This window comes from Pseudomonas sp. LS2P72, assembly GCF_054897865.1.
Genome location: NZ_CM142708.1, coordinates 1,857,713 through 1,881,661, shown reverse-complemented (window position 1 = coordinate 1,881,661; position 23,949 = coordinate 1,857,713). Strand labels below are relative to the sequence as shown.

At 59.1% G+C, this 23,949-nt stretch carries 29 protein-coding genes; 3 read left to right on the top strand and 26 right to left on the bottom strand.

Annotated features, from left to right (window positions below; all coding sequences use genetic code 11):
* Window positions 1-161 precede the first annotated feature (161 nt).
* On the top strand, window positions 162-587 hold the full coding sequence (locus ACYZUA_RS08710; RefSeq protein WP_033053929.1) for a PA3611 family quorum-sensing-regulated virulence factor: 426 nt from the start codon (window positions 162-164) through the stop codon (window positions 585-587).
* Here ACYZUA_RS08710 and ACYZUA_RS08705 read toward each other — a convergent pair whose 3' ends face one another.
* Window positions 588-782 carry a hypothetical protein gene (locus tag ACYZUA_RS08705; RefSeq protein ID WP_150654845.1) on the bottom strand — a complete coding sequence of 65 codons (195 nt, stop codon included), beginning with the start codon at window positions 780-782 and terminating at the stop codon, window positions 588-590.
* Window positions 783-1,129: 347 nt separating this feature from the next.
* Between ACYZUA_RS08705 and ACYZUA_RS08700 the strand changes: the two genes are divergently transcribed.
* Entirely contained in the window at window positions 1,130-2,248 is a 1,119-nt protein-coding gene (locus ACYZUA_RS08700; RefSeq protein ID WP_461962761.1) for an LOG family protein, read from the top strand.
* 43 nt (window positions 2,249-2,291) lie between these two features.
* Here ACYZUA_RS08700 and recX read toward each other — a convergent pair whose 3' ends face one another.
* From recX to ACYZUA_RS08575, 25 genes are all read right to left on the bottom strand, one after another.
* Window positions 2,292-2,759 carry a recombination regulator RecX gene (gene recX, locus ACYZUA_RS08695; RefSeq protein ID WP_461962760.1) on the bottom strand — a complete coding sequence of 156 codons (468 nt, stop codon included), beginning with the start codon at window positions 2,757-2,759 and terminating at the stop codon, window positions 2,292-2,294.
* 8 nt (window positions 2,760-2,767) lie between these two features.
* Window positions 2,768-3,820, bottom strand: coding sequence for a recombinase RecA (gene recA, locus ACYZUA_RS08690; protein WP_282376924.1), 1,053 nt, complete (start codon window positions 3,818-3,820; stop codon window positions 2,768-2,770).
* A gap of 83 nt (window positions 3,821-3,903) precedes the next feature.
* Complete coding sequence (locus ACYZUA_RS08685; RefSeq protein ID WP_461962759.1) at window positions 3,904-4,404, bottom strand: CinA family protein; 501 nt, start codon at window positions 4,402-4,404, stop codon at window positions 3,904-3,906.
* An 80-nt stretch (window positions 4,405-4,484) separates the two neighbouring features.
* A complete protein-coding gene (locus ACYZUA_RS08680; protein ID WP_461962758.1) occupies window positions 4,485-5,021 on the bottom strand; it encodes a lysis protein in 537 nt (178 codons plus the stop codon).
* A complete protein-coding gene (locus ACYZUA_RS08675) occupies window positions 5,003-5,566 on the bottom strand; it encodes a glycoside hydrolase family 19 protein (protein WP_461962757.1) in 564 nt (187 codons plus the stop codon). The genes ACYZUA_RS08680 and ACYZUA_RS08675 overlap by 19 nt, the downstream gene beginning before the upstream one ends.
* 3 nt (window positions 5,567-5,569) lie before the next feature.
* Window positions 5,570-5,956 carry a phage tail assembly chaperone gene (locus ACYZUA_RS08670; protein ID WP_461962756.1) on the bottom strand — a complete coding sequence of 129 codons (387 nt, stop codon included), beginning with the start codon at window positions 5,954-5,956 and terminating at the stop codon, window positions 5,570-5,572.
* Window positions 5,957-5,969: 13 nt separating this feature from the next.
* A complete protein-coding gene (locus ACYZUA_RS08665) occupies window positions 5,970-7,181 on the bottom strand; it encodes a carbohydrate binding domain-containing protein (RefSeq protein ID WP_461962755.1) in 1,212 nt (403 codons plus the stop codon).
* Window positions 7,182-7,307: 126 nt separating this feature from the next.
* Window positions 7,308-7,823, bottom strand: a complete 516-nt coding sequence (locus ACYZUA_RS08660) for a phage tail protein (protein ID WP_461962754.1) — start codon at window positions 7,821-7,823, stop codon at window positions 7,308-7,310.
* Window positions 7,820-8,968 (bottom strand): phage tail protein, encoded by a 1,149-nt coding sequence (locus ACYZUA_RS08655; RefSeq protein ID WP_461962753.1) that lies wholly within the window; start codon window positions 8,966-8,968, stop codon window positions 7,820-7,822. Before ACYZUA_RS08655 ends, ACYZUA_RS08660 begins: the two co-directional genes overlap by 4 nt.
* 11 nt (window positions 8,969-8,979) lie before the next feature.
* Window positions 8,980-9,579, bottom strand: coding sequence for a YmfQ family protein (locus ACYZUA_RS08650; protein ID WP_461962752.1), 600 nt, complete (start codon window positions 9,577-9,579; stop codon window positions 8,980-8,982).
* Complete coding sequence (locus ACYZUA_RS08645) at window positions 9,570-10,610, bottom strand: baseplate J/gp47 family protein (RefSeq protein WP_461962751.1); 1,041 nt, start codon at window positions 10,608-10,610, stop codon at window positions 9,570-9,572. The genes ACYZUA_RS08650 and ACYZUA_RS08645 overlap by 10 nt, the downstream gene beginning before the upstream one ends.
* Window positions 10,600-10,998 (bottom strand): phage GP46 family protein, encoded by a 399-nt coding sequence (locus ACYZUA_RS08640; protein ID WP_038979177.1) that lies wholly within the window; start codon window positions 10,996-10,998, stop codon window positions 10,600-10,602. Before ACYZUA_RS08640 ends, ACYZUA_RS08645 begins: the two co-directional genes overlap by 11 nt.
* Entirely contained in the window at window positions 10,998-11,507 is a 510-nt protein-coding gene (locus ACYZUA_RS08635; RefSeq protein WP_461962750.1) for a phage baseplate assembly protein V, read from the bottom strand. Before ACYZUA_RS08635 ends, ACYZUA_RS08640 begins: the two co-directional genes overlap by 1 nt.
* Before the next feature lie 36 nt (window positions 11,508-11,543).
* Window positions 11,544-12,584, bottom strand: a complete 1,041-nt coding sequence (locus ACYZUA_RS08630) for a phage baseplate assembly protein (protein ID WP_461962749.1) — start codon at window positions 12,582-12,584, stop codon at window positions 11,544-11,546.
* Window positions 12,585-12,587: 3 nt separating this feature from the next.
* Window positions 12,588-13,826: a DNA circularization protein gene (locus ACYZUA_RS08625; RefSeq protein ID WP_461962748.1), complete on the bottom strand. Its 1,239-nt coding sequence runs from the start codon at window positions 13,824-13,826 to the stop codon at window positions 12,588-12,590.
* A complete protein-coding gene (locus ACYZUA_RS08620; RefSeq protein ID WP_461962747.1) occupies window positions 13,813-15,375 on the bottom strand; it encodes a phage tail protein in 1,563 nt (520 codons plus the stop codon). The genes ACYZUA_RS08625 and ACYZUA_RS08620 overlap by 14 nt, the downstream gene beginning before the upstream one ends.
* A 130-nt stretch (window positions 15,376-15,505) precedes the next feature.
* Window positions 15,506-15,802 carry a phage tail assembly protein gene (locus ACYZUA_RS08615; protein WP_046054588.1) on the bottom strand — a complete coding sequence of 99 codons (297 nt, stop codon included), beginning with the start codon at window positions 15,800-15,802 and terminating at the stop codon, window positions 15,506-15,508.
* A complete protein-coding gene (locus ACYZUA_RS08610; protein ID WP_056739184.1) occupies window positions 15,799-16,146 on the bottom strand; it encodes a phage tail tube protein in 348 nt (115 codons plus the stop codon). The genes ACYZUA_RS08615 and ACYZUA_RS08610 overlap by 4 nt, the downstream gene beginning before the upstream one ends.
* Before the next feature lie 67 nt (window positions 16,147-16,213).
* Complete coding sequence (locus ACYZUA_RS08605; RefSeq protein ID WP_461962746.1) at window positions 16,214-17,710, bottom strand: phage tail sheath subtilisin-like domain-containing protein; 1,497 nt, start codon at window positions 17,708-17,710, stop codon at window positions 16,214-16,216.
* The gene (locus ACYZUA_RS08600; RefSeq protein WP_092165893.1) at window positions 17,710-17,892 is read right to left on the bottom strand and encodes a DUF2635 domain-containing protein; all 183 of its coding nucleotides are present in this window, start codon (window positions 17,890-17,892) and stop codon (window positions 17,710-17,712) included. The genes ACYZUA_RS08605 and ACYZUA_RS08600 overlap by 1 nt, the downstream gene beginning before the upstream one ends.
* The gene (locus tag ACYZUA_RS08595; protein ID WP_461962745.1) at window positions 17,889-18,473 is read right to left on the bottom strand and encodes a phage tail terminator protein; all 585 of its coding nucleotides are present in this window, start codon (window positions 18,471-18,473) and stop codon (window positions 17,889-17,891) included. The genes ACYZUA_RS08600 and ACYZUA_RS08595 overlap by 4 nt, the downstream gene beginning before the upstream one ends.
* A gap of 134 nt (window positions 18,474-18,607) precedes the next feature.
* Entirely contained in the window at window positions 18,608-18,955 is a 348-nt protein-coding gene (locus ACYZUA_RS08590) for a phage holin family protein (RefSeq protein ID WP_056739181.1), read from the bottom strand.
* A gap of 123 nt (window positions 18,956-19,078) precedes the next feature.
* The gene (locus tag ACYZUA_RS08585) at window positions 19,079-19,639 is read right to left on the bottom strand and encodes a DUF642 domain-containing protein (RefSeq protein ID WP_461962744.1); all 561 of its coding nucleotides are present in this window, start codon (window positions 19,637-19,639) and stop codon (window positions 19,079-19,081) included.
* Window positions 19,640-19,654: 15 nt separating this feature from the next.
* Window positions 19,655-19,834 (bottom strand): Com family DNA-binding transcriptional regulator, encoded by a 180-nt coding sequence (locus ACYZUA_RS08580; RefSeq protein ID WP_461963918.1) that lies wholly within the window; start codon window positions 19,832-19,834, stop codon window positions 19,655-19,657.
* Window positions 19,835-20,373: 539 nt separating this feature from the next.
* A complete protein-coding gene (locus ACYZUA_RS08575; RefSeq protein WP_033053549.1) occupies window positions 20,374-21,108 on the bottom strand; it encodes a LexA family transcriptional regulator in 735 nt (244 codons plus the stop codon).
* A gap of 211 nt (window positions 21,109-21,319) precedes the next feature.
* Here ACYZUA_RS08575 and mutS point away from each other — a divergent pair, with 211 nt between their 5' ends.
* The gene (gene mutS / locus ACYZUA_RS08570; protein WP_461962743.1) at window positions 21,320-23,899 is read left to right on the top strand and encodes a DNA mismatch repair protein MutS; all 2,580 of its coding nucleotides are present in this window, start codon (window positions 21,320-21,322) and stop codon (window positions 23,897-23,899) included.
* Window positions 23,900-23,949 lie beyond the last annotated feature (50 nt).

Sequence of the window (23,949 nt, the reverse complement as noted above, 5' to 3'; positions counted from 1 at the left end):
TCGACACGAAAAACACTCGGCAGGGCAGAAAGTGGCGGGAGTTTATCAGAGCAGCCGGCGCAAGCCTGTACCGTCCAGGCCTCGTCCCCTATAATTCGCCGCCACTGAACGCACAGTCATGTGACGGGTCGAACCACCAGTCACTGAACCAGGAGAGTTTCATGCTGCGCCTTATCGTTCCCACCGCTGCCATTTTGCTGGCGTCGTCCTTCAGCGCTCAGGCTGCTTCCTTGAGTGAGCAGAATCTCAACAGAGAGCTGCGAAACGTCGCCACACAAAGCAGTGTTGGTACTCCACGGGCGATCAACGAAGACATTCTTGATCAGGGCTACACCGTCGAAGGCAACACGCTGATCAACCATCTAAGCGTACAAAGCAGCCACGCCAACAAAATGCGTGCCGACCCGAAAGCCGTGTATTTCCAGCTTGGCGCCTCTGTATGCAACAACCCATCGTTCCGCAAACTGATGGCCAAGGGCGCCGTCATGCGTTACGACTTCACTGAGGTGAAGACCAACCGTTCAGTCGGCTCCGCCAGCTATCAGGAATCGGACTGCCCGAAAGCGGCTCCGACCAAGAAGAAGTAGTCATCGGGGATTGGCGCGCCGCTGTTCATCCTCGGCGCGCAGTTCTGCCAACAACGCCTGCAAATAACGTGAACGTCGGTCGGCGCCCTCCAGACGCCGGCAGCACTCCTCTTCGAGACTCAAATGATTGGTCTCGGCCGATGACTTCAGTAATCGATACAATTGCGTATCGATCTCCAGAATGACTCTGGCCATCGCTTCCCGCCTCCTTGCACCTCGAATCCTTGAACCGCTTGTACCGTACGCCCTGCCTTTGACGCAAAACGGTTGTGTCGTGCCTGTAATTAGTAAATCAGACTGTCGGACGCCCGCCTCGCGTTCAGACGAGCGGTGAAAGCACCTTGCAAATCACCAATAAGCGGTTGCCAGGAAAGACTTTGCGGCGCAATGATCAAGTCAGCGAAAAACGCCGCGAGGGTCTAGATTCATAGAGTTCACGTTTACTTTTCAGGGCAGGAAAGGGGCTGCCCAAAACGCGTCTTGTTGTGCGAATGTTTCCTTCATCCAAGGGAAAAACAGAGCCTGTATGGAAGGAGAAGTTGATGCCTTACCAACCGAATGACCTCCTGAGCCGTCATTTTGAAGAAAGCGGCCACGACCTCATCAGCAAGGTCGAAGAGCAACTCAACCTGGTTTCACCCAACAGCCCGAACATCCCGATCTACCGCGACATGATCCTGACCGTGCTACGCATGGCCCAGGAAGATCACAACCGCTGGAATGCCAAGATCACCCTGCAAGCCCTGCGTGAACTGGAACAAGCTTTCCGTGTTCTGGAGCAATTCAGGGGGCGCCGAAAGGTCACCGTTTTTGGCTCGGCCCGAACACCGATAGAACATCCGCTGTACGGTCTGGCCCGGGAACTTGGCGCCGCGCTGGCGCGCTCAGACCTGATGGTCATCACCGGTGCCGGTGGCGGCATCATGGCTGCAGCCCACGAAGGTGCTGGCCTGGCACACAGCTTGGGATTCAACATCACCCTGCCCTTCGAGCAACATGCCAATCCCACCGTGAATGGCACTACCAACCTGCTGCCCTTCCACTTTTTCTTTACCCGCAAGCTGTTCTTCGTCAAGGAAGCCGATGCGCTGGTCCTGTGCCCTGGCGGTTTCGGCACCCTGGATGAAGCGCTGGAAGTGCTGACATTGATCCAGACCGGCAAAAGCCCATTGGTCCCCGTGGTGCTACTGGATGCGCCGGGCGGCAAGTTCTGGCAAGGCGCGTTGGACTTCATTCACCATCAACTGGAGGAAAATCGCTACATCCTGCCAACCGATATGAAACTCGTCAGTCTGGTCTACAGCGCGGAAGAGGCCGTGGAGCAGATCAACCAGTTCTACAGCAACTTCCACTCCAGCCGCTGGCTCAAGCATCAATTCGTGATCCGCATGAATCACAAGCTCAGCGACCAGGCGCTCGAACACATGCAGGAGGCATTTGCCGACCTGTGTCTGAGCGATCATTTCCATCAACACGCCTACAGCGGAGAGGAACACGACGAACCGCGGTTCAGCCACCTGGCGCGACTCGCTTTCACCTTTAACGCCCGTGATCATGGACGCCTGCGGGAACTGGTGGACTACATCAACCTGCCGGAAAACTGGGCGCAGTCCAAACCCCAGGCGCAACAACACACGCGGGAATCGTCCAAGGTTACGTAAGCAAAAAAAAACGGCCCGCTATCGAAATAGCGAGCCGTTTCAGTTAATCGTCCATCCCTCGGCCACTGAACAAGCGGCTGATCATTTCCATGGAATATCCCCGATAACTCAGGAACCTGCCCTGTTTGGCACGTTCCCGGGCGTCTATCGGTAAATGCCCGGAAAACTTTCGCCGCCAGGTGTCTTCCAGTTGTTCCTGCCAGTTGATACCGCTTTCGCGTAAAGCGAGTTCAATGTCGGTACGTTGCAGGCCGCGCAGGCTCAACTCTTCACGAATACGCAAAGGGCCATAACCGGAACGGGAACGGTAGGAAACAAAGCTTTCGAGATAACGGGATTCGGACAGCAGGCCTTCTTCCGTCAAACGGTCGAGCGCCGTGTCGATCATTTCAGGGAGGGCGCCGCGTTGACGCAGTTTACGCGTCAACTCGACTCGACCGTGCTCGCGTCGCGCGAGCAGGTCCATTGCGGTTCGCCGCACCGCGACGAGTGTATCGAGTACGGCGGTCATCGGATCAATCAGATATCAGCGTCAGCCAGATCATCAGCAGTCTCTTTGACTGGCGATGCTTTGACGTCCGGCGCTGGAGTCAACAGCTTGTCGCGCAGTTGCTTCTCAAGTTTCGTGGCGATCTCCGGGTTGTCCGCCAGGAACTTGGCCGAGTTGGCCTTGCCCTGACCGATCTTGGTGCCTTCGTAGGCATACCATGCACCGGATTTCTCGACGAAACCGTGCAGAACACCCAGGTCGATCATCTCACCGTTGAGGTAGATGCCCTTGCCGTAAAGAATCTGGAACTCGGCCTGACGGAACGGCGAAGCTACCTTGTTCTTCACAACCTTGACGCGGGTTTCGCTACCAACAACCTCGTCACCTTCTTTCACCGCGCCGGTACGGCGGATGTCCAGACGAACCGAAGCGTAGAACTTCAGCGCGTTACCACCGGTGGTGGTTTCCGGGCTGCCGAACATCACGCCGATTTTCATACGGATCTGGTTGATGAAGATAACCAGGCAGTTGGCGTTCTTGATGTTACCGGTGATTTTACGCAGCGCCTGGGACATCAGACGGGCTTGCAGGCCCACGTGCATGTCACCCATTTCGCCTTCGATTTCAGCCTTTGGCACCAGCGCCGCCACGGAGTCGACGATGATCACGTCAACCGCGTTGGAACGCACCAGCATGTCGGTGATTTCCAGGGCTTGCTCGCCGGTGTCCGGCTGAGAAACCAGCAGGTCGTCGACGTTGACGCCCAGTTTGCCGGCGTATTCAGGGTCGAGGGCGTGTTCAGCATCGACGAATGCGCAGGTCGCGCCGGCTTTTTGAGCCTGGGCGATCACCGACAGTGTCAGCGTGGTTTTACCGGAGGATTCAGGACCGTAGATCTCAACGATACGGCCTTTTGGCAGACCGCCAATGCCGAGCGCGATGTCCAGACCCAGAGAGCCAGTGGAGATAGCCGGGATCGCCTGACGGTCCTGATCGCCCATACGCATTACGGCACCCTTGCCGAATTGACGTTCGATCTGACCCAGGGCCGCAGCCAAGGCTTTCTTCTTGTTGTCGTCCATTAAAGTCCTCACGTAATCAATAAGGCCTGACGGCCAACACCTGTATAAGTAGCCAGTATTATTCCACAGCGTTTCAGGATCGCCTACCCCTGATTTGAGATTTCTCCAGCAGCATGGCGCAGCAGCCCCTCTAGCGCGGCCTTCACCGTTTGTCGGCGGACCTCGTCACGGTTGCCGGGAAAGTATTGCACCTCGCTGAACACCTGCTCACCTACGCCCCAGGCCAGCCACACGGTGCCCACCGGCTTGCTCGGCGAACCACCATCCGGTCCCGCCACACCGCTGACCGCCACGGCAAATTGCGCCCGGCTTTTCTCCTGCGCGCCTCGGGCCATGGCCTCGACTACCTCGCGACTGACCGCCCCCACCGTCGCAAACAACTCGACCGGGACATTCAATTGCTCGGTTTTCTGGCGATTGGAGTAGGTGACATAACCAGCCTCAAACCATGCCGAGCTCCCCGGAATCCGGGTGATCGCCTCGGCAATCCCGCCACCGGTACAGGATTCGGCGGTAGTGACGTGGGCATTAAGCACCTGCAAGCGTCTGCCAAGTTCAGCAGCCAGCTGAGTGATATCTTTCACGGCTCTCTCCTGATCGAGCGGAATGAGAACTACCGTACACGAGCGCAACGCGCTTGCAAGGCGCAGGATCGATCAAAATGTTAACGAGCGAGGGCTCTGATATAGGCCTGACAAGCCTGCAAGGCAATCAGTCCGCGGTCGCCGGCGTCGGTGATGGCGATAATTCGCTGAGCATGCGCCGGGTCAAGTCGGGCGCGTGCGACTCCATGATCCATGCTGCCGGCTCCGGAGGTGGTTGGCATTGCACAGACAGAGGCGGTGTCATGGGCATCGAGGAGGACTGACAAGCGCACATCAGCAGTGGCAAGACGATCGCGCAGGCGAACTTGATCACGTTGGGCATCGCTAAGCGCTCGGTAATGGGTTTGTTCACTGGCCGACAGCCGCTGCTCCAGCGCCAGGCGCTTGTCCTGCTCGGTCTGTTGCTGCGTCGCGGCTGCCAGGGTCAGTTGATTCAGCGCCTCGGCTTGCACGCTGGCCAGTTCCGCCAGTTGCCGGCCATAGCGCCAATCCTGAAAGCGCCAGGTCAGCGCCGCCGAGCCACCGGCCAACACAGCCAGAAACACAACAACGCCAATGACGCGGTAAGACATCGGCATCAAACCGAAGGCTGGCATAACACCGCCCTCGCACGCGCCCAGAGTTGCAAGCGATCCTGCAAACCGTTCAGGCCGCCGTTGATGCGGCGGGTGATGCTGTTGAACTGGTCGCGGTCAGCCAGTTCGTTGAAGCCATTTTGCTCCCAGAACCACGCGGCTGATTCGGCAGCCCATTGCGGTTGTTCCAGTAGTTCTGGCAGCGCCAACAGACGTTCATCACCGAAGAGTCCGAGACTGCACTGACGGTAATTGTCGCGACCAGTGATCTGAATCAGGCCTCGGCCACGGTACTTTTGACCGTCGCCATCGGGCTCTGGCGTATTGCCAAGGCGTACAGCCAGTGCCCCAGTGTCGTACTTGCTCAAGTATTGAGCGCTGCCCAACTCACGCACGTATTGCAACTGCCCCGACTCGTGACCGACTTGCGCAAGGAAAGCGGCGATGCGTTTGGGGGTGTTGATATTGTGGTGGGTCAGGGCGATGTTGAGTGCAGAAATGAAAACGCCCGCTTGGGAGCGGGCGTTGGGGAATATGAGTTGCAACTGCGCTGAAGTGAGAGGCACGAGTCATGTTCCATTGGCCGTTGTTTTTAACCAGACCGGTGCCAAGGGTTTGCTGGCGTCTTTTGGAAAGTCGGCAAGCGAGGGCCAGTCGCGCAGGTCCTGCCGGTAATCGAGCAAGTCATGATACTGGTCGCTGCTCAAGGTCATCGGAGTACCGGCCGCGTGCTCGTCGCGATCACGGTCAACCAGCCATTGGCTGGCGGCCAGTTCCTGATCCCGCCAGGCTCGAGCAACGGCCTGCGGAGCGCTTGCCTGGATGGCAGGCAGAGGCACGCCACCGCTCGCCAGCCATTGCTGGTATTCATCCCAGAAGCGGTGATGTAGAGGAACGGTTGCCCCGTCGGGCAGACGGATGACCGTGGCCGGGTCTTCAGTGAGTTGATAGTTCATGAAAATAACCTCCTTAAAGTTCGGCATCGGCAGTGGCGTGGATGTAGTAAGACTGTGTAATTACGCCGATATCGGAGTTATCAACCCAGACACCGCGAGTCGAAGCGCCAAGAATTCGAGCATTGCCCGATGAGACTTCATCGCTCCCGGAACGCCACTGCCCAGCGGCCCCTTTCGGCGTCGTGGTAAACAGACTGAAACTTGGAACAGCTCTCTTCTCAACCTTGAAGGTCCACTGAGCCATGGGCTGAGAGGCAAACCCCGTTTGGCCCTGTTTCACTGTGGATATCAATGCACCGTAGGGACCTATCAAGCTTCCGGGTGATACATCCTGGCTGTAGGTTTTCTCGTAATAACGCTGGCACAACATCAACTCTTCGCCAGGGCTTCGGAGTTCGAACGGCGTCGACACCCGCCCCTCTTCCAACTGGATCTGTGCCAGGTCTATAACCTGCAAAACATTCAAGGGCAGGTCGAAGGAGAGCCGCAGAAAGTCATTGCCACTACTTCCCAACGTTTTGCCCGCCAGGGACGGTACTTGAATCGTTGCGCTGTATCGGGTCCAGGACGTTTTGAGTTGAAAGCTGCCAGCCGGCGTCACGGTATCCACACTACCGCCCGCTCCGAAATACTGCGCGACAGTCACATTAAGTTGACGCGCCGTGTCGGCCTTGGCCCAGAACGTCAGCGTCGCGGTTTTCCCCGCCAAGGTCCTGACCGACTCGATAGCCTGGGAAATTTTATGCACGCTGGCGCCGACTCCCGCAGTGATTTGCTGCCAACGCATAAAGTAACGGGGCTCATTGGGTACCTCGACCTGTCCCAGTGCAAAGTTCTGTCGAGAAATGTTCACCCCGGCGTTCCCGTTCCAGTCGCAACGAAAACGGTCAGCGATATAAGCACCGGTGTAAGGCCCCAAGTTGACCGTACCGCGCTGCCAGAAATCGAAGTTGCCGTTAATCACCAGGTTCTTGCGATAAACCTGCACCGGAAAATTCTGTTGCGGGTCGAGTTTGGCCAATTCTTTAATGGCCAGGCTCAGCTGATCAGTTTGATTCTCGGAAGGCATCAGCCCCGCGGCGGTGATGGCGTTGAGAATTTCCTGGGTGACGCTATTGCCCCAACTGGCTGGAATAAGGGAGCCGGGAGTTCCGGCTATCGGGTTTTCATCGGCAAATCTACCGTTGACCAGTCCTGCACTGGGGACGCTTTTTGGATAATCCATTGTTAGTTTTCCCTGTAATAAAGCTTGCATGGCTATTGGCACAACAGCGCAGCAGGTCGTGTTTGACTAAAAACAAAAACGCCCACGGGTAAGTGGGCGTTGGGTACAGCGGATATTTCGAATGAACTAGCCAGCCAGGTCGCTCACCACATTACGGATAGCGGCTATCGCCTCATCACTGACTTGATTGGCGAGATCGGTTTGGCCTTTGGCGATTTGCGCTTTGATTTGTTCTTTAGCCTTCAACCGAAGGGTTCGAAGTGTCAGCAGGCTCTCATTGAATTGAGCGGCCTTGGCAATGATCTGATCGGCCGCCTGTCTGGCGGTTCGACCCTTGATGACCCAGGCGGACACCGACAGCGGCACCGCTTTTTTCGGATAGCCTTCAGCAATGAAGGCCTGGGCGTCGGCGGCGGCTTGTGCGTATTCAATGGCGCGTAGCGGGTCGCCAGCCATGGCCTTTCGTGCGTTATCTGCGGCCACATCAATCCTCGCACACAGACGCTCGGCTTCCTGTTGCTCCAGCATCGCCACTACCGAAACATCCACTATCCATTTGTCACCGTCCCAGCCATGGGCTGGAGAGGGTTGGGCAGGACGAAGTCCGTCCTCAAATTGATGAAGCTCTTGAATGACATTCATCGAATCAACTCCCAGGAAAAACTGATATTGATCGCCGCACTGAAATTGACCGCGATGCCCGACGCATACTCAGCTACGGGATGATTCTTGATCCCCATGCTGAACAGCAATTCATCGCTCACGGCACTGGTCGAACCGAGCATGTGTTCGGCCTGATATGACTGCCACAACGAGCGCAACTGCGAATGATCAAAACTGGCGGTGAGGGTCGTTACCGTTACATCGTTGACATAGTTATTGGTAAAGATTGTGCACGGTATCGGAGACGTCCAACCGGCGTCGTGGTTGGAACTGGTGGTGAGCGCGGGCGAGAGAAAACAGTAGTTCCCCCCAACCCAGCCTGCTGATGCGAACGACACACCAGAAATGTCTGTCGGCGAGGGCGAGGGGTTCCCGACGATCAGCCGCGCCGAACGCGCATGGGGATCAAGTGGCAAATAAACGACGCCTGTCCCGTTCACCGTCTGGGTCCATGAGAGCCGTGATCGGTTATAGATCCCAAACACAGACGGCACGGTTCCCGGGGCGCCGGTAATGATCCAGGCGACGCACATATCCAACGGGGTCGACTGAAAGCCACCTCCTGCTACAGCATCCGGTGTGCCCTTCAAGGAAGCAGGCGCGACATCATAAAGACTCCCGCGCTGGGCGTAGAACTTCAAAACGCCGGCCACCACGTGTGCCCTCAGGAAATACCATGTGCTGGGCGATAGATCCGTACTCCAGGCCTGGGTCGTGAACGTACGCGTCCTGCCCAGTTGCCCCGCCACCACTTCCTGGCCGATGCTGATCAACACCCCCGCCGGAACCGACACCTTTCCTCCCATAGTCGCCACAGCGCTCGACGTCACCGGCAAACGCCCATCGGCTGTGGCCACCGTCGGCGGCGGCAATGACCCAATTGGCAATGCCGAATCCAGATTCCAGCCCTTGGCCGAAATGCTCTGAATGGCTTGCAGCAATTGTTTGTAATTCGTCTCATCCGGGGTCAAATCCCCAGCCCTGATGACGTTCACAATCTCCTCCGTCACCCCATTCCCCCAGTCCGCAGGAATCAACGACCCCGGCGTCCCCATCAACGGGTTCTCATCCACAAACTTCCCATTCACCAACCCGGCGCTGGGCACACTGTTCGGATAATCCATCTCTCTACTCCCTAGTCATAATTGATGTGCACCTTGGTATGCGCCGGCGCACTTCGATGGATCAGGCATTCCAGTGCAGACCCTGGATTCACGCCGAAGCGCTCTCCCCAGTAACTCGCACCAAAACGCCGACCCAGCAGCAGCCGGCCACCGGTGTTGAGCGTCCACATGAAATGCGCTTGCCATGTTCCGAAATGCGCCTGGCCAAACCGGGCCCGTCCCATTCGCGGGACTTCAAGCTCGGTGATGGTGGCGTTCGGGTAGCCCTGACTCTTGGCGATCTCGACGTAGTAGCTGATGGCCTGGCTGCCAACCGCCAGCAGTCGACGGCGTACGGCGAGGCGGCGGTCGTCGAACAGTGGCGTTGCGCCCAGGCACGGGTCGGGCAGGTTCATCACGCGCTCCCAGTCCGGCACCAGTTCACTGACGCCAGCCGGGTCCATTTCGTTGAGCAGGTCAGCGGCGCGAGCGTCGAGGCGGGCCAGTTCCTGGGCGACGCCTTCAAGGACTTCTTCGAGTTCCGGGACCCGCTCGGGGTCCCACGCAGGGCCGCTGGGTAGCAGGCTGCGCAGTTGGGCCTGGTATTGCGCGGTGGTTCTGATCACTGCCATACGCAACCTCCGAAGGTCAGCAACTGGTTGCTCTCGGCTTCGACGTCGGCGGTAGGTGATTTGAGATCGTGATCACTTTCGCCGGTTGCGCTGCTGATCGCTTCACGGATGTGACTTACCAGCAAGGTGTCGCCCAGGCCGCCTTCGCGGTTATGCAGATCGCGCAGTTGCGCCTCAACGGCGGCGCGTACGGCCGTGGTGTCGGGCTTCAGGCTCAACCGGTAGGTTACCGGCACTTGTACCGGCGGCAGCACACGCAATTCGGCGGTGACCGGGCGCAGAGGTTCGATGTAGGCCTGGACCTCAGCCAGTTGTTCTGGATTGGGCACGGGTTGCGCATCGTCGTCCCGCATGATGTACAGACTGACAATACCGGGGCCGGGATAGCTGCCGCGACACCAGGCACGGGTCACCCCCGGACATTCAAGCGCCCAGGTTTCGTAGTCTTGCGCCGAACCACCGTGAGGAATGATCCGGTAAGAACGAATCACCCGGGACCGCAGGGACTCCAGACTTTCCCGAGCGATTCCGCCGGTCAACCCCGGCGCCAGCACCGTGAAGCTGTTGCCGATAATGCCCAGAATCGGCTGCACCGGAATCAGCGTCATGCCGGCGTCGGCATTCCCGAGGCTGCCGGCGTCGAGGGCGGCGATGGTGGTGCTGTTCAAGCCACTGCTGGTGGTGCGGGCAGAAGTGACTTTGTAAATGCGACCGTCGTTCGATTGCAGCAGAGTATCGACGTCCAGCACAGCGCCAGCGCTGGCGGTAAAGCTGACGCTGCCACTGGCCGATTGTGCGGCTTTGCGCGGCTGGTTAAGACGCAATGCGGCGATCCGTTCCAGGGTCGACTCATCGGCCTTGTCCGGGAGGATCTGCTCGGCGATCCAGTTCAGATAGCCATACAGGCCATAGGCGGCGCCACCGAGGGTGCGGGCCAGCACTTGCGCATCGGACTGGCGCAGCGAATCGCTGGCCAGGTCGCTTTGGGTGCGCTTGATCAGCACCGGCAGCGAAGGGGTTTCAAACGGCATAGATCACCTGCCAACTGTTATCAGGGTTGATGTCCAGGCGCTCGCCGTCGGCCAGGGTCAGGACCGTGCGCAGGTTCAGGCGCTGAGCGTCGAGGCGTTCGCTGATGATGTCGATGGCGCTGCAGTGGCCGTCGTCGATCAGCCATTGCAAGGCTTCGCGTGCGTAGAACTCGGCGTCCATCTGGGTCTGTCGGGTCAGCTTGACCCGACGCAGCAGCCACAGGCGTGAGCCGATACGATCGTCCGCGACCGTAGGAAAAGTGTCGCCCCACCAACCGAAACGTTCTTCGTCATCGAGGGCATCGTCATCGGCGGCGCGGCGCCAGGTGAACAGGCTGATCAGCACCGAACGGGTCAGTGCGGCGTGGAGGTTTTGGCTGATAAACATCACTGGCCTCCTGCCGGCACGCCGGTCTGGCCGTTGCCCGCCTGCACGCCGACGTGTACGTGCTTGATCTGGCTGATGCCTCCGGCAATCTGATCGCCCTGAGAGACGATTTTGCCGGTCTGGGTCAGGCTCGGTGTGTCGATGTTTACCGCGGTGCTGGCGCGGATGTTCAGGGTGGCGGTTTCGATGTCGATGATCCGCCCACGCTTGAAGTGGATCTTGTCGCCTTCGTCGGTGTAGATCGCGACTTCGCCCTGGGCCAGTGCCTTGAGGCGATAGCGGCGGTCGGCGACCACCAGCACGATGGCGTGAGAACGATCACCGCCCAGAAACGTCGCGATGCCTTCAGCCCCGGCCAGCGGATTGCTGGTGAAACCGTAAGGTTCGAAGTGCTCCATGTCGTCGTTCACTTCGCCGGCGGTGAGGCGCATTTGCAGGGATTGAAGCTTGGTGGCCGAGTTGGCGAGCACGACAGTGCCGCGCGCCAGGAGGCGTGTCAGTAGGCTCATGTTGATTACCTTGTAGGAGCGAGGCTTGGCGGGGTGTCAGGTTTTGGGAGGCACCGGATTCGCATCGAAGGTGTAAGGCGGAGCCACTTGCAGCGTGGTGACCGAGCCCTGTTCGGACAGCGAGTAAGTCACCTTGGAGATCAGCATGTCATGGTCGAAACCCAACACCTTGTCGATCACCCGCACCAAGGTGTTGTGCTTCCACAAATCACCGTTGGACTGCCGCCAGCCTTGTACCCGATAGGTCGTGGTGCCGGCCTTGCCGACGCGAATAGCGCTTTCCCAGTCGGCACGTTGCTGCGCCAGTTCCCGGGTCAATTGCGCGCTTTCGCTGATCACGGTGATCCGCTTGCGCCCGATAATCGGGTCGGTGGAAACCCCGGACACTTCGCTCACGGCCGCACCGCTCTTCTCCTCGCCGCCCTTGTGCTGGCCAATCACCCGGTACTCGGAGAACACCTGACTGAAGTCCATCGGCGCGTTGGCCGACAGAATGTTCTTGCCCAGCTCAAGCACATCACTGGCTCGCCCACCGCTGCCCGGCCGGGCCAGTACCACCCGGCCTTCGGCGTCATCGGTGGAAAACACCCGAAACAGCGTGAGCAAACGGTCGATCGACTGAAAGACCGTTTCCCCCGGCACGATGGTGTGGCTGCCGAGTCGCGCGGTGTCGGGGATTTCACTGACCACTTTCCCGGCATAAGGCGAGGCCAGCGCCTGAACGATGCTGAGCAACGATTGCTGATGCCATTGGTTGGGTGTGTTGATCGCCGCGCAGTCCACCAGGTCCTGAGTCTTCGAACTGCCTTCGATACTCAGGCTGATCTGCCGCCCGTCATAGCTGATCGGCGCCTTGAACACATACCCACTGAGCACCAGATCGCAGCCGATTCGTACTTGGCAGGGCGCACCCGGGCGGATCGGCCGGTCGACCGTCTGCCCCGGCCATTGCCAGGTGATGTCGAGTTTGAAAGTGCGGAACTGACGCTCCAGGTCTGCGGTGATTTCAACGCTTTTCCAGCCGCCGTACTCCAAACCATCAACGGTCAGCAACACACTGTTGTCGAGTTCATTCATGGTCTATTCCCCCAGGACTTTTACGTCGTCCAGCGGCAGAAACCCCGGATGAATAATGCCGTTGCGCTGTAGTACTTCAGCGATTCGCGTGGCGTCTCCACTTTGCTGATAGATCACGACCAGCCCCGGAAGGCTTTGCTTGAAGGATTTGCTGACCAGTCGAACGCCCGACGACGCGACCGCCTTCAAATGCGCGCGAAGGGCCTGACGCAGATTGCTCATCGCCAGATAGTGCGCGGGATCCGCCTTGGCCTCGGGCAGCTTGAACACTTCCTCAAGTGCCGCACGCAAGGCCTCTAAATCGTCGACTACCGGAACGTCCTGGTGCGTGGTCGGTAGCACAGCCTGATGCCCGACCGGCAGGTTGGTGACCCGCTTGACTGCCTGCGAAGCCACCGGCATCGACGCGACCCACTGGGCCACTTGCACAATCAAGGTGTCCTGCACCAGATTGGTCAGCGCCTGGGCCGCAGCAGTGGTGTCTTTGCCGGTGGTCAGCTTCGGCGCGTCGGCCTTCTTGATGGCTTCGACCTGTTGGGAGACGTTGGCAATCACGCCACGATAGCCTTCACGGGCGAAGTCCTTCAGTTCGTTGATGTCGCCGATCAATCCCTTGAATTCCGCCGCCACATCCTTGGGCAGCTCCTTGACGGCTTTGACCAGATCGCTGATCTGCTGGTACTCATTGATCAATGGCTGGAGGTGCTGCTGAATCACCTCGTAAGCCTCCTTGATGCTGTTGCGCAGGTTGGCAATGCCGATCCGCGCAGCCTTGATCAAGGTCATCGCGTCTTCGAAACGTTTCACTGCGGAGCCCAGCAGGCTGTCGGCCGACACCAGCAATAACTTCTGCGTGCTGACCGCTGCCGTCGGAAACGGCACCGGTTGATCGGGGTAAAACTTCAAGGTAAAGGTCACCAACCCGCCGTCCTGGCGGGTGTGGGTCATGTCGCATTCGCCGACCTTGACCTGCAGGCGCCCCAGCCACGGGTGAACCAGCTCACCACTGCCCTGCTCCAGCGCCTTGAGCAGTTTGTCGCGCTGCTCCAGGCAATCGGGGCCAACGACAAATGCCGTCAAATCGTGAATCTTCGCCTGCAGGCCAAGGCCCTCGAAATATGGCAGATCGCGTTGTGGGTATTCGTGCAACTGGCCCTTTTGGCCGACCGGGTTTTTCGCCTGATCGACCCAGAACCGGACGCCGCGAAACGACGCCGGCATCAAACGATCACGCCAGCTCATTGGAACCTCCAAGGGACAGTGTGCGGTAGCCGATGCGCGAGTTGAGCGCCAGCGCCGGTTGATTGGTTTGCGGCTGATCGGTGCGCATACCGGCCGGCGCATTTTCGAAGCGCACGGTCAGGCCGCCTTCGAGTTGTGTGCGGCTGTTGGCGGCGCTTTGCTGAATCAGGGCGCTGGAGTTTTGTGTCAGGGAGCCAGGCGGCATCGAGGGTTTTTGCGGCAGGTTGCCAGGCAGCACTGACAGGCTTTGTGGTTGCTCGGTGTCGGTGCCAAAAAACGCCGGCGCAAACTTACCGCTACCTTCGGCATTGGTTTTCTCTTGAGCCTCGGTCAGGCCTTCGACCTTGCCGGTCACGCTGGTGACAAGCTCACCGAAACCACCGGCAAAGAATTCCTTGATCGGCGCGACGACGCTTTGCAGCTTGTCCCACCATTGGCTGAACCATTCGGTGATCGGCTCCCAACGCTTTTTGATCTCCTCCAGTGGAAACCAGTCAAACAGGCTGCGCAGCGTGTCGTACATCCCCAGCGCCGGGACCTTGATGCCGTCCCAGATCCCGGAAAACAGTTCAGTGATCGCGCCCCAGCCGGCGATGATCATCTCCCGCGGCGACCAGTCGAACAGGCCGTGCAGAAAGTCCATGGCCGGCACCGACAGCGCTCTGAGCAAGTCCCAGATGGCCGAGAACAGGCCTGTCAACGGTGTCCAGTTGCTGATGATCAAACCCAGTGGTGACCAGGAAAAAAGCGTCTGAAAAAAACCGATTACCGGCGTGGCCGCCGCTTTGATGACGTCCCAGATCGCCGCGAACACGGCGGTGATCGGTCCCCAATGGCTGATGATTTGCCCAAGCGGCGTGAACGCAAACATCGTCTTGAAGAACTCGACCATGGGCATCACGACCGGAGAAATCTTTTGCCAGAGCCCGGCGAAAAACGCCGATATGGGCTTCCAGTTGGCCACAATCAAACCAGCTGCCAGGGCGATGCCCGTGGCAATCAGCACAATGGGGTTGGTCTTGAGCACCATGCTCATCAGATCGAACACTTGGGTCGCGCCGGTCACGGCGGTTTGCATCGCCGAGAACGCGATGGCACCTGCCGCCAGCCCTTCGACCAGCTTCGGGTTGTCATCGAGCAGAGTGCCAAAACCAACCAGCAAAGGTTGAAGACCTGCCGTTACCGTAGCGACGGCAGGCTGCAAGGCGGTGTTTGCGGCAACCGACACCTGCTCCATCGACCGACTGAACACATTCATGGTTTGCGCGGTGCGGGTCGGCACGCTCGGTACATCGACACCTTTGGCGGCCTCATTGACCTCGGTCAATTGGCCCGTGAACGCAGCGGACGCCTTGATCCCGTCCACGAAGGGCGTGATCACGCTGCCACCCTTGAACAGACCGCTGATATCCAGCTTGCCGAGGCCGGTCTGCTCCAGGTTTTTCTTGAAGCTTTCGACTTTTGCCCGGAGGGCGCCAAGTTTGGGTGACAGTTCATCGATGCCCGTCAGCAGCACCGACTTTTTTTCTTTCTCTTCTATGTCCGCCATCACTGCACCTGCTGCATCGCATTGATCCGTTGCGCGTGCTCCAGCGATTCGCGGAGCACATCCAATGGCCTGGCCATCATCTGTTCGGGGTCAACCTTCCAGAACCAGGCCAGGTCATAGGCGACTGAAATCAGGTCGGTGATGGCTCCGACGCCGCACTCATGAAAAAACTCGCGACAGCCCAGCTCAGCGCGTTGAGGTCAGCCAGGTCCAACTGGTTGACCGACGACGGCGGGATGCCGGCGCACACCGCGATGTATTTGGCCGCGACGTCCATGTCGAGGCTGACTTCTTCGCTCTTGTCGATCTTGTACGGCAGCGCCTTGATCGCTCGAACTTCCTGCACCGTCGGGCGGCGCAGGTTGAGTTCGGTCAAGGGTTCGCCGTGCGCTTCGATCGCAACTTGAAGCTTCACGGCGCCCGTCATTGCCAGGTCCCCTTGATGCCTTCGAATTTCAGTTCGATGGTGGCGTCGTCACCTTTAGAGACAGGCTCTTCAACCAGGTAGGCGCCGGCCAGTACGTAGACTTTGCCGTTGCTGAATTCGCAGGTGACGGTCATGTCGGTGCCTGCGATCAGTTGCTTGAGCGGGAAGTCCGCGGTGTGCAGCGCCGTCACTTTGAACGACGGGGCGATGTCGGTTTCCTTGTAGAAACCCGGTACGACGGTTTCCCGTTTCACAGCCAACAAGGGCGCTTCGCAGCCGCCGTTGATGGTCAGTTGAGCGCCGTCCACTTTGACGTAGCAGGTGCCCGCAATCAGTTGACCCATGGTGTTTCTCCCTTCAAATAAAAAGCCCACGCGAGGTGGGCTGAAATCACACGTTCAAACGCGGTTTTTAAGCGGCGTCGTCGTACTGCAGACGGAACTGGTTGAGCAATGCGAACACGCGCAGACCGTTGATGTAATCCGGCGGGAACAGCACGTTGACCCGGCTCGGGTCCTGCACGTCGCGCTCGACGATCAAGTGCTCAGCGAACAGCTCGGCGTTTTCGACGTGGCCTTCCAGTTCGAGCTTGGCGTACTGGGCAATCAGCTCGCCGCGAATCGTGCTCGGGGTCACGATCGGCTGGCCGGCGCCGAAACGGGTGCCGTCAGAGGCCAGTTTGTGGCGACCGTATTTGCTGGTGATCACGCTTTGCAGACGACGCACGATGAAGGCCGACTGGTGCATGGTTTCGCTGTCCAGGTAGGAATTGTCTGCCTGGCCGTAGGCATTCTTCTGATAGGTGGTAATCGAACGCTGAATGCGCACGTAGCCGCCTTCGTAGTACGCGGTGGCGATCCCGTAGTTGAGCAGCGACTGACGCTCGGTCAGGGTGAAACGCTCGCTGGCGGGTGCCGGGTCGAGACCTGGCAGGCTGCCGCTTTGAGTCGGACGGCTGGCATCGGCGGAGATGAACACCGAGGTGCGCGCAGCCAGTGCGGCGGCCTGAACCCAGAACGGTTGTGGTACGCCCGGTTCCAGCGCCTGAAGGGTCATGTGCTGATCGTTACGCGCCTGGCCGGCAGCGACCAACGTGCCGATGGTGCCGCGCTTGGCGCTGTAGACGTGACCGAACAATTGCTTGGCCCAGGACCAACGACCAGTGCTGTCATCCATGACGGCTTGCCAGGTGTTGAGGGTGCTCAGATCCGACCATGGCATGCAGATAAATTCGAACGGCTCATCGCCCAGCGCCGCCACGGCAGCGACCTGATCCGGCACACCGGCACCGCCGGTCATGGCGGTAATCGCCGATGTCAGACCGGCCGGGGTTTCTTCGCCGTTGCTCTTGCCCAGGCGATTGAATTGCAGGCTGATGTCGTTGCCGCTGTCGCCAGTCCATTTGGCGCTCAGGGTCACGATGCCTTCAACGGCTGCAGCGCTGACCGGCAGATCGGCCGAGGCGTTGATTTTCAGCGCCAGTGCGGTGGCCGCTTGAGCCGCGGAGGCACCATTGACGATGGCCGCTTGAACACGAACGCCGCCAACGTACAGGTTAAGCACTCCGCTTTGAGTGGCCGCGCCGGTCAGGGTCAACACGCCTTTGGCGATGCTGCCTTCGGTGTTGTGCAGCGGCAGGCACCAGATCTCGCCAATCGGGTCGGTCTTGCGCCAGGTTTCGTACATCGAGGCCAGCATCGAGCCTTGACCGCCAATGCTTTTGGCCAGCGCGACGCTGGACACCAACACCAGTTTGCCAACCTCGGCCGGCGCAATGTTGTCGTTGATCTGAGCAACGATCAAACGACGCATGGCCGACGACGCGCTATTGGCGGCCGAATTGTCCATCTCGGCGTAAAACAACGGAACACGAATGTCCGCGGGGATGTTGCTGAATCCGATCGCCATTATTTGGCTCCCTGTGGTTTCGCCGCTTTCACGGCTTTGGTAGTGATATCGCCATCGGCCAGACGTCGACGCCACCAGGCGTTGTCCAGCACTTCACGGCCCTCAAGGGGCAACAGATCGCCCGCTTCCGGGTCGGGCACGGCGCGGCCTGGGGCCGGCAGCACGGTGATGCGTTTGCTCATGGGGTTACGTCTCCAGAGAAAGTCAGTTCCAGGCGTCCGTCGGGGCCTGGGCGTTTCAGATTGGGGTCCGCCGGATCGATCGCATCGACCCGCACGGTGACCCCGGTAAAGGACGACAAGCCGTCCAGTTCACGTTCATGCCAGCTCTCCGCAGGCTGACCAGGCAGATTGCGGCCGAGCTGGAACTCGGCAAAAAAGCGCAGGCGATACAGCACGCGGTTGTTGTTGATGGAAACCCGCTCGCCGCCGTCATAGGCGATGGCGTCGTAATCACTGCCGGGCTTGAAACCCACCAGCGCCCGCCACAGTTCGGCCCGCAGGTCGTGCAACAGATCCAGCGCTTTTGTAGCGTCGGTGGTGTCCAGCACGAGGGTCACTTCGAAGCGGTCGCGAATGGTCTGCCACGTAGCGTTTTGCGCCGCGTTTGCGCCCGCCAGATCGACAATCGGCACCACGTAGGCGCAAGGAGTTGAAAGCGGGGTACTGGCTTGCAACGTTTCGAGGTCGATGCCCGCAGCCACGCGACCGGCGAGGGTGGGGCAGTGATCACGCAGTTGGGCAATCAGTGGAGTGATCTTCATGGTGTTTTCACCGCGCAATAAAAAACCCGCTGGTTGGCGGGTTTGAGTGAAAGGTACTGGCCTTGGGAAACCCGCATCCTTGCGGGTCGGATGCCGGTCGGCACCGCTGCTCGCCATTCCATTGGGCTTGGTGTTCAGTGATCCTGGCGGGTATCTCGCGGCGGCACTTCGCAAACGCCAATCCGTTTGGCCGCCCAGCGTTCATAAAGGCCAATGGCAACATCTGCCCCGGCCATCGCCGTAAGGCAACCGAACGCGCAAGCCGTCCAGATCGACACGCCGGCGGCATACAGCAGCATGATGGCCGAAACCCCGCAGACCATGCAGGCCCCGGACCGCAAGGCCAGACGCCGCAGCAGTGACCAGCCGCGGGCGCCCTCCTTGTCGGCGCGCCACATTTCGCCGGACACCCCGCCCACCAGGGCGAGGACGATGACGAGCCAGATCGGCATGTCCAGCAACGCTTGTTGCTCGTTTGTCATGTCACGCCTCCTGGGGGTGATTGATGAGTGATTGGGTGGTGTGTTTCGGACACAGCCCTGGTGATTAACAATCGCCTCTCAAGCCCAGGGAAACGACTGCCAGTTCTGTTGATGTCAGGGGTTTTAAATAGGCTCAACGATTACGTTGTCGATGAAGGCAAAGTTGGTGTTCGGGTTCTGCTCGTTGGAAAAGGCCAGGGTCGTTCGAGTCGTGGTAGCAGTGAAGTCGTAAGTGATGGTGCTCCACTCGACTGTTACACCGTTAGCGGACGGGGTGTTGAAGGTGACGGTTTGCCCAGCCACTTTCACCTGGATGACACCGTCGCCGGAGCGACCGGCGTAGCGCGAATTACCCGCACTGAAGGTCAATCGGTACTTGGCGCCGACCGTGGTGGCAAAGTTCTGTTGAATGCCGCCGCCGTTGTCATAAACGTAGTTGGCCAGGTCGACAATCGCAACGCCATCCGCGGCGGTCGTGCTGAAGTACTCGGCACCGGACAGAAACGTCGTCCAACCCGTGATGAAGTTGGCTTGCTCCGGGGTATCCAAAATGCAACTACCACTGCAACCTGGCTGTTCAAAGCTGCCGTTGAGCAAAAGGTTGGCGGCAACAGCATTGCCCCCAGCGCCGAGCAGAGCAGCGGACAGCAACAGCGGGGCAACATATTTATTGAAAACGTTCATGGTTCACCTATTGAGTTAATGAGTTATTTGCACTGCTGATGCAGCGCTCATGTCGCTCACAGGCGATCGCTCGAGGCTCGCGGCCTTCACATGATTCAACGTCCCGCATCGGGAACATTTGATCTGGAGTTCGGTGTACTCACCCATTCGGGCGAGAAGTCTTTTGCAATATCCACATCTGCAATCTTTCAACATCTGCAATGCCCTTTGATTTCTGCCGGATCCTTCCTGTTGCTCTTGCGAAGCCGAGACAAGGCTTGATGTGCCTGACGGTAGGTAGGCATTCCAAAAAGCCCGGTCGCCCAGGCTTTTCAGTAATGCGGTCCTTCGCCTTCCTTTAATCCTGTGCACAAAAAAGGAAGCGGACCTTTCGGCGCTACTGGCGCGGTACGAGTCCATTCATATTGTTTTTCCGACCGCGGTCCCTGCCCGCCGGATAACTGCTTGTGGTGCTTTACGCTGCACACCCGGGTCAGTTGCCAACCCTCTGAACCGTTGAGGCCGGTTCATCGCTGCCTTTGTGGTGGAACTAAAGAGCTTCGTTTCGAGCTGCTTTTGAGCTGCTTGAGACAAAGAATATGCATGGATGCATATACAGTCAATGCATAAATGCATTTATTTATGCGCTGAAAATGCACAGGCGCATGAAAGTCCCACAGGCAAAGGCACTGAAGGCTTTTCGGCAGGCGAAAAAAAACCCGCTCGGTAGCGGGTTTTATCTGACTGCGGTGAGGTTAACGGGCGTACATGCCCCACCAGAAGACGTGACCGAGGATGACAATCTGCTCTTCCTGGATTTCCTGGAAGGTGTAGTCCTCGTCCGGATGTTCATCGCGATTGAAGCTGCGCAGGCGTATTCCGGTAGGCAGGCGATAAAGCTGTTTCACCCGCAACTGGCCGTTATGGTTGATGGCATAAAGGTCGCCATCCACGATATCGCCGATCCCGCACTTGCCGGCATTAACGCCGACGGTGGCGCCGTCGCGCAGTACCGGCAACATACTGTTGCCGCGCACCGTCACGCATTTGGCCTGGTCGAACTGAACGCCATTGTGGCGCAGACTTCGCTTGCCGAAGCGCAGACTAGAGCGTTCGCTCTCTTCGATGACGAACCTTCCTGATCCTGCAGCCAATTCAACCTCGCGAAGAAAGGGGACCGATACCTCGTCATCATCGACGGGCGTATCGTCGTCCCACAGACTTATGTCCTTGAGTTCCGAATGCAATTGATCGCGCCCGGTGCTGGCTGCCGGCGCGACATCCGCACGGCCCCGCAACTGGTCGGTGCTGACGGCGAAGTACTCGGCGATCTTCGAGATGTGTTTATCCGAGGGATCGACGATCTTCCCGCTGAGGATCCGCGAGAGAGTGGATTGAGGCACGCCGGTGCGACGGTGAAGCTCCGTGGGGGAGATCCCGTGCTGATCGAGCAGTGCTCTGAGTACGGTAGAAACATTGCGTTTTTGCATAAAGTGCATAGTGCTTGTTCTTTTCGCGGAAGACAAATGCCAAATTGCATAAATTGCGCATATGCCGTGCATAGACAGAAGAAATGTGTCGCAGGGCTTTCATGCCTGCGTCGGGTGGACCGCCCATGTTAACCTTGCGCCCATCGCGGAAAAGCCGGGCCGATGCCCCTCCTTTGCCCTACACCTTTCAACGAATTTGCCTGATTATCCGATGAATAAAGCGCTCTCCGATCTGTCCTCCCACACGCCAATGATGCAGCAGTACTGGCGCCTGAAAAACCAGCACCCTGACCAGCTGATGTTTTACCGCATGGGCGACTTCTACGAGATCTTCTACGAAGACGCGAAGAAAGCCGCCAAATTGCTGGACATCACCCTGACCGCTCGTGGGCAGTCCGCGGGTCAAGCGATTCCGATGTGTGGGATTCCTTACCACGCAGCGGAAGGTTACCTGGCGAAACTGGTCAAGCTCGGCGAGTCGGTGGTGATCTGTGAGCAGGTCGGCGACCCGGCGACCAGCAAGGGGCCGGTGGATCGTCAGGTGGTGCGGATCATCACACCGGGTACGGTCAGTGACGAAGCGCTGCTGGATGAGCGTCGGGACAACCTGATCGCGGCGGTGTTGGGTGACGAGCGTCTGTTTGGCCTGGCCGTGCTGGACATCACCAGCGGCAACTTCACCGTACTGGAGATCAAGGGCTGGGAAAACCTGCTGGCGGAACTGGAGCGGGTCAATCCGGTAGAACTGATGATCCCGGACGACTGGCCGAAGGATCTGCCGGCGGAGAAACGTCGTGGGGTTCGTCGCCGCGCGCCGTGGGATTTCGAACGTGATTCGGCACTGAAAAGTCTTTGCCAACAATTCTCGACCCAAGACCTGAAAGGCTTCGGTTGCGAGAACCTGACCCTGGCCATCGGTGCCGCGGGTTGCCTGCTCAGCTACGCCAAAGAAACCCAGCGCACCGCCCTGCCCCACTTGCGCAGCCTGCGTCATGAACGCCTGGACGACACCGTGGTGCTGGACGGCGCGAGCCGTCGCAATCTGGAACTGGACACCAACCTGGCCGGCGGTCGCGACAACACGTTGCAATCAGTGGTCGACCGCTGCCAGACCGCCATGGGCAGCCGTCTGCTGACCCGCTGGCTGAACCGTCCGCTGCGGGATCTGACCGTATTGCTGGCGCGCCAGACCTCGATTACCTGCTTGCTCGACGGTTACCGCTTCGAGAAACTGCAACCGCAGCTCAAGGAAATCGGCGACATCGAGCGGATCCTGGCGCGGATCGGTCTGCGTAATGCCCGCCCTCGTGACCTGGCTCGCCTGCGCGATGCGCTCGGTGCATTGCCTGAGTTGCAAGTGGCGATGACTGAGCTGGAAGCACCGCACATCATTCAACTGGCGAAGACCACCAGCACCTACCCGGAACTGGCGGCGCTGCTGGCAAAAGCCATCATCGACAACCCGCCCGCGGTCATCCGTGACGGTGGCGTGTTGAAAACCGGTTACGACGCCGAGTTGGACGATCTGCAATCGCTCAGCGAAAACGCCGGGCAGTTCCTGATCGACCTCGAAGCCCGCGAGAAGGCCCGCACCGGCCTGTCTCATCTGAAAGTCGGTTACAACCGCATTCATGGCTACTTCATCGAGTTGCCGAGCAAGCAGGCTGAATCGGCACCGGCAGACTATATCCGTCGCCAGACGTTGAAAGGTGCCGAGCGCTTCATTACGCCGGAACTGAAGGCGTTCGAAGACAAGGCGCTGTCAGCGAAGAGCCGCGCACTGGCGCGCGAGAAAATGCTCTATGAAGCACTGCTCGAAGATTTGATCGCCCAGTTGCCACCGTTGCAGGACACCGCCGCGGCACTGGCCGAGCTGGACGTGCTGAGCAACCTTGCCGAACGTGCGCTGAACCTCGATCTGAACTGCCCGCGCTTCGTCAGTGAGCCGTGCATGCGCATCAGCCAGGGTCGTCACCCGGTGGTCGAGCAAGTGCTGACCACGCCGTTCGTGGCCAACGACCTGAGCCTCGACGACAACACCCGCATGCTGGTGATCACCGGTCCGAACATGGGCGGTAAATCCACCTATATGCGCCAGACCGCGCTGATCGTGCTGCTGGCACACATCGGCAGCTTCGTGCCGGCGGCCAGTTGCGAGTTGTCTCTGGTGGACCGGATCTTTACCCGGATCGGTTCCAGCGATGACCTGGCTGGCGGGCGTTCGACCTTCATGGTCGAAATGAGCGAAACCGCGAACATCCTGCACAACGCCACCGAGCGCAGCCTGGTGCTGATGGACGAAGTCGGTCGCGGCACCAGCACTTTCGACGGTCTGTCCCTGGCGTGGGCTGCGGCCGAACGCCTGGCGCATCTGCGGGCATATACGCTGTTCGCCACCCACTACTTCGAACTGACGGTGCTACCGGAAGCCCAACCGCTGGTGGCCAACGTTCACCTAAATGCCACCGAGCACAACGAACGCATCGTGTTCCTGCACCACGTGCTGCCAGGGCCTGCCAGCCAGAGCTACGGCCTTGCGGTTGCGCAGTTGGCCGGCGTGCCGAGCGAAGTGATCGTGCGCGCTCGCGAACACCTGGGCCGACTGGAAGCGACCGCCCTGCCTCATGAAGTTCCCAAGACAGCCAAAGGCAAACCGGCCGCGCCGCAGCAGAGCGACATGTTCGCCAGCCTGCCGCATCCGGTGCTGGATGATCTGGCCAAACTTGATCTGGACGACATGACCCCGCGTCGTGCGCTCGAAATGCTCTATACACTGAAGAACCGGATCTAACGCACTTGCCTGCAAGCTGTTAGAATCTCGCGCGGTTTGGGATGCTGCTG

Coding starts and splice junctions, on each gene's coding strand:
- ACYZUA_RS08710 (WP_033053929.1), top strand. CDS start 162: ATGCTGCGCCTTATCGTTCCCACCGCTGCCATTTTGCTGGCGTCGTCC.
- ACYZUA_RS08705 (WP_150654845.1), bottom strand. CDS start 782: ATGGCCAGAGTCATTCTGGAGATCGATACGCAATTGTATCGATTACTG.
- ACYZUA_RS08700 (WP_461962761.1), top strand. CDS start 1,130: ATGCCTTACCAACCGAATGACCTCCTGAGCCGTCATTTTGAAGAAAGC.
- recX (WP_461962760.1), bottom strand. CDS start 2,759: ATGACCGCCGTACTCGATACACTCGTCGCGGTGCGGCGAACCGCAATG.
- recA (WP_282376924.1), bottom strand. CDS start 3,820: ATGGACGACAACAAGAAGAAAGCCTTGGCTGCGGCCCTGGGTCAGATC.
- ACYZUA_RS08680 (WP_461962758.1), bottom strand. CDS start 5,021: ATGCCAGCCTTCGGTTTGATGCCGATGTCTTACCGCGTCATTGGCGTT.
- ACYZUA_RS08670 (WP_461962756.1), bottom strand. CDS start 5,956: ATGAACTATCAACTCACTGAAGACCCGGCCACGGTCATCCGTCTGCCC.
- ACYZUA_RS08665 (WP_461962755.1), bottom strand. CDS start 7,181: ATGGATTATCCAAAAAGCGTCCCCAGTGCAGGACTGGTCAACGGTAGA.
- ACYZUA_RS08660 (WP_461962754.1), bottom strand. CDS start 7,823: ATGAATGTCATTCAAGAGCTTCATCAATTTGAGGACGGACTTCGTCCT.
- ACYZUA_RS08655 (WP_461962753.1), bottom strand. CDS start 8,968: ATGGATTATCCGAACAGTGTGCCCAGCGCCGGGTTGGTGAATGGGAAG.
- ACYZUA_RS08650 (WP_461962752.1), bottom strand. CDS start 9,579: ATGGCAGTGATCAGAACCACCGCGCAATACCAGGCCCAACTGCGCAGC.
- ACYZUA_RS08645 (WP_461962751.1), bottom strand. CDS start 10,610: ATGCCGTTTGAAACCCCTTCGCTGCCGGTGCTGATCAAGCGCACCCAA.
- ACYZUA_RS08640 (WP_038979177.1), bottom strand. CDS start 10,998: ATGTTTATCAGCCAAAACCTCCACGCCGCACTGACCCGTTCGGTGCTG.
- ACYZUA_RS08635 (WP_461962750.1), bottom strand. CDS start 11,507: ATGAGCCTACTGACACGCCTCCTGGCGCGCGGCACTGTCGTGCTCGCC.
- ACYZUA_RS08630 (WP_461962749.1), bottom strand. CDS start 12,584: ATGAATGAACTCGACAACAGTGTGTTGCTGACCGTTGATGGTTTGGAG.
- ACYZUA_RS08625 (WP_461962748.1), bottom strand. CDS start 13,826: ATGAGCTGGCGTGATCGTTTGATGCCGGCGTCGTTTCGCGGCGTCCGG.
- ACYZUA_RS08620 (WP_461962747.1), bottom strand. CDS start 15,375: ATGGCGGACATAGAAGAGAAAGAAAAAAAGTCGGTGCTGCTGACGGGC.
- ACYZUA_RS08615 (WP_046054588.1), bottom strand. CDS start 15,802: ATGACGGGCGCCGTGAAGCTTCAAGTTGCGATCGAAGCGCACGGCGAA.
- ACYZUA_RS08610 (WP_056739184.1), bottom strand. CDS start 16,146: ATGGGTCAACTGATTGCGGGCACCTGCTACGTCAAAGTGGACGGCGCT.
- ACYZUA_RS08605 (WP_461962746.1), bottom strand. CDS start 17,710: ATGGCGATCGGATTCAGCAACATCCCCGCGGACATTCGTGTTCCGTTG.
- ACYZUA_RS08600 (WP_092165893.1), bottom strand. CDS start 17,892: ATGAGCAAACGCATCACCGTGCTGCCGGCCCCAGGCCGCGCCGTGCCC.
- ACYZUA_RS08595 (WP_461962745.1), bottom strand. CDS start 18,473: ATGAAGATCACTCCACTGATTGCCCAACTGCGTGATCACTGCCCCACC.
- ACYZUA_RS08590 (WP_056739181.1), bottom strand. CDS start 18,955: ATGACAAACGAGCAACAAGCGTTGCTGGACATGCCGATCTGGCTCGTC.
- ACYZUA_RS08585 (WP_461962744.1), bottom strand. CDS start 19,639: ATGAACGTTTTCAATAAATATGTTGCCCCGCTGTTGCTGTCCGCTGCT.
- ACYZUA_RS08580 (WP_461963918.1), bottom strand. CDS start 19,834: ATGTTGAAAGATTGCAGATGTGGATATTGCAAAAGACTTCTCGCCCGA.
- ACYZUA_RS08575 (WP_033053549.1), bottom strand. CDS start 21,108: ATGCAAAAACGCAATGTTTCTACCGTACTCAGAGCACTGCTCGATCAG.
- mutS (WP_461962743.1), top strand. CDS start 21,320: ATGAATAAAGCGCTCTCCGATCTGTCCTCCCACACGCCAATGATGCAG.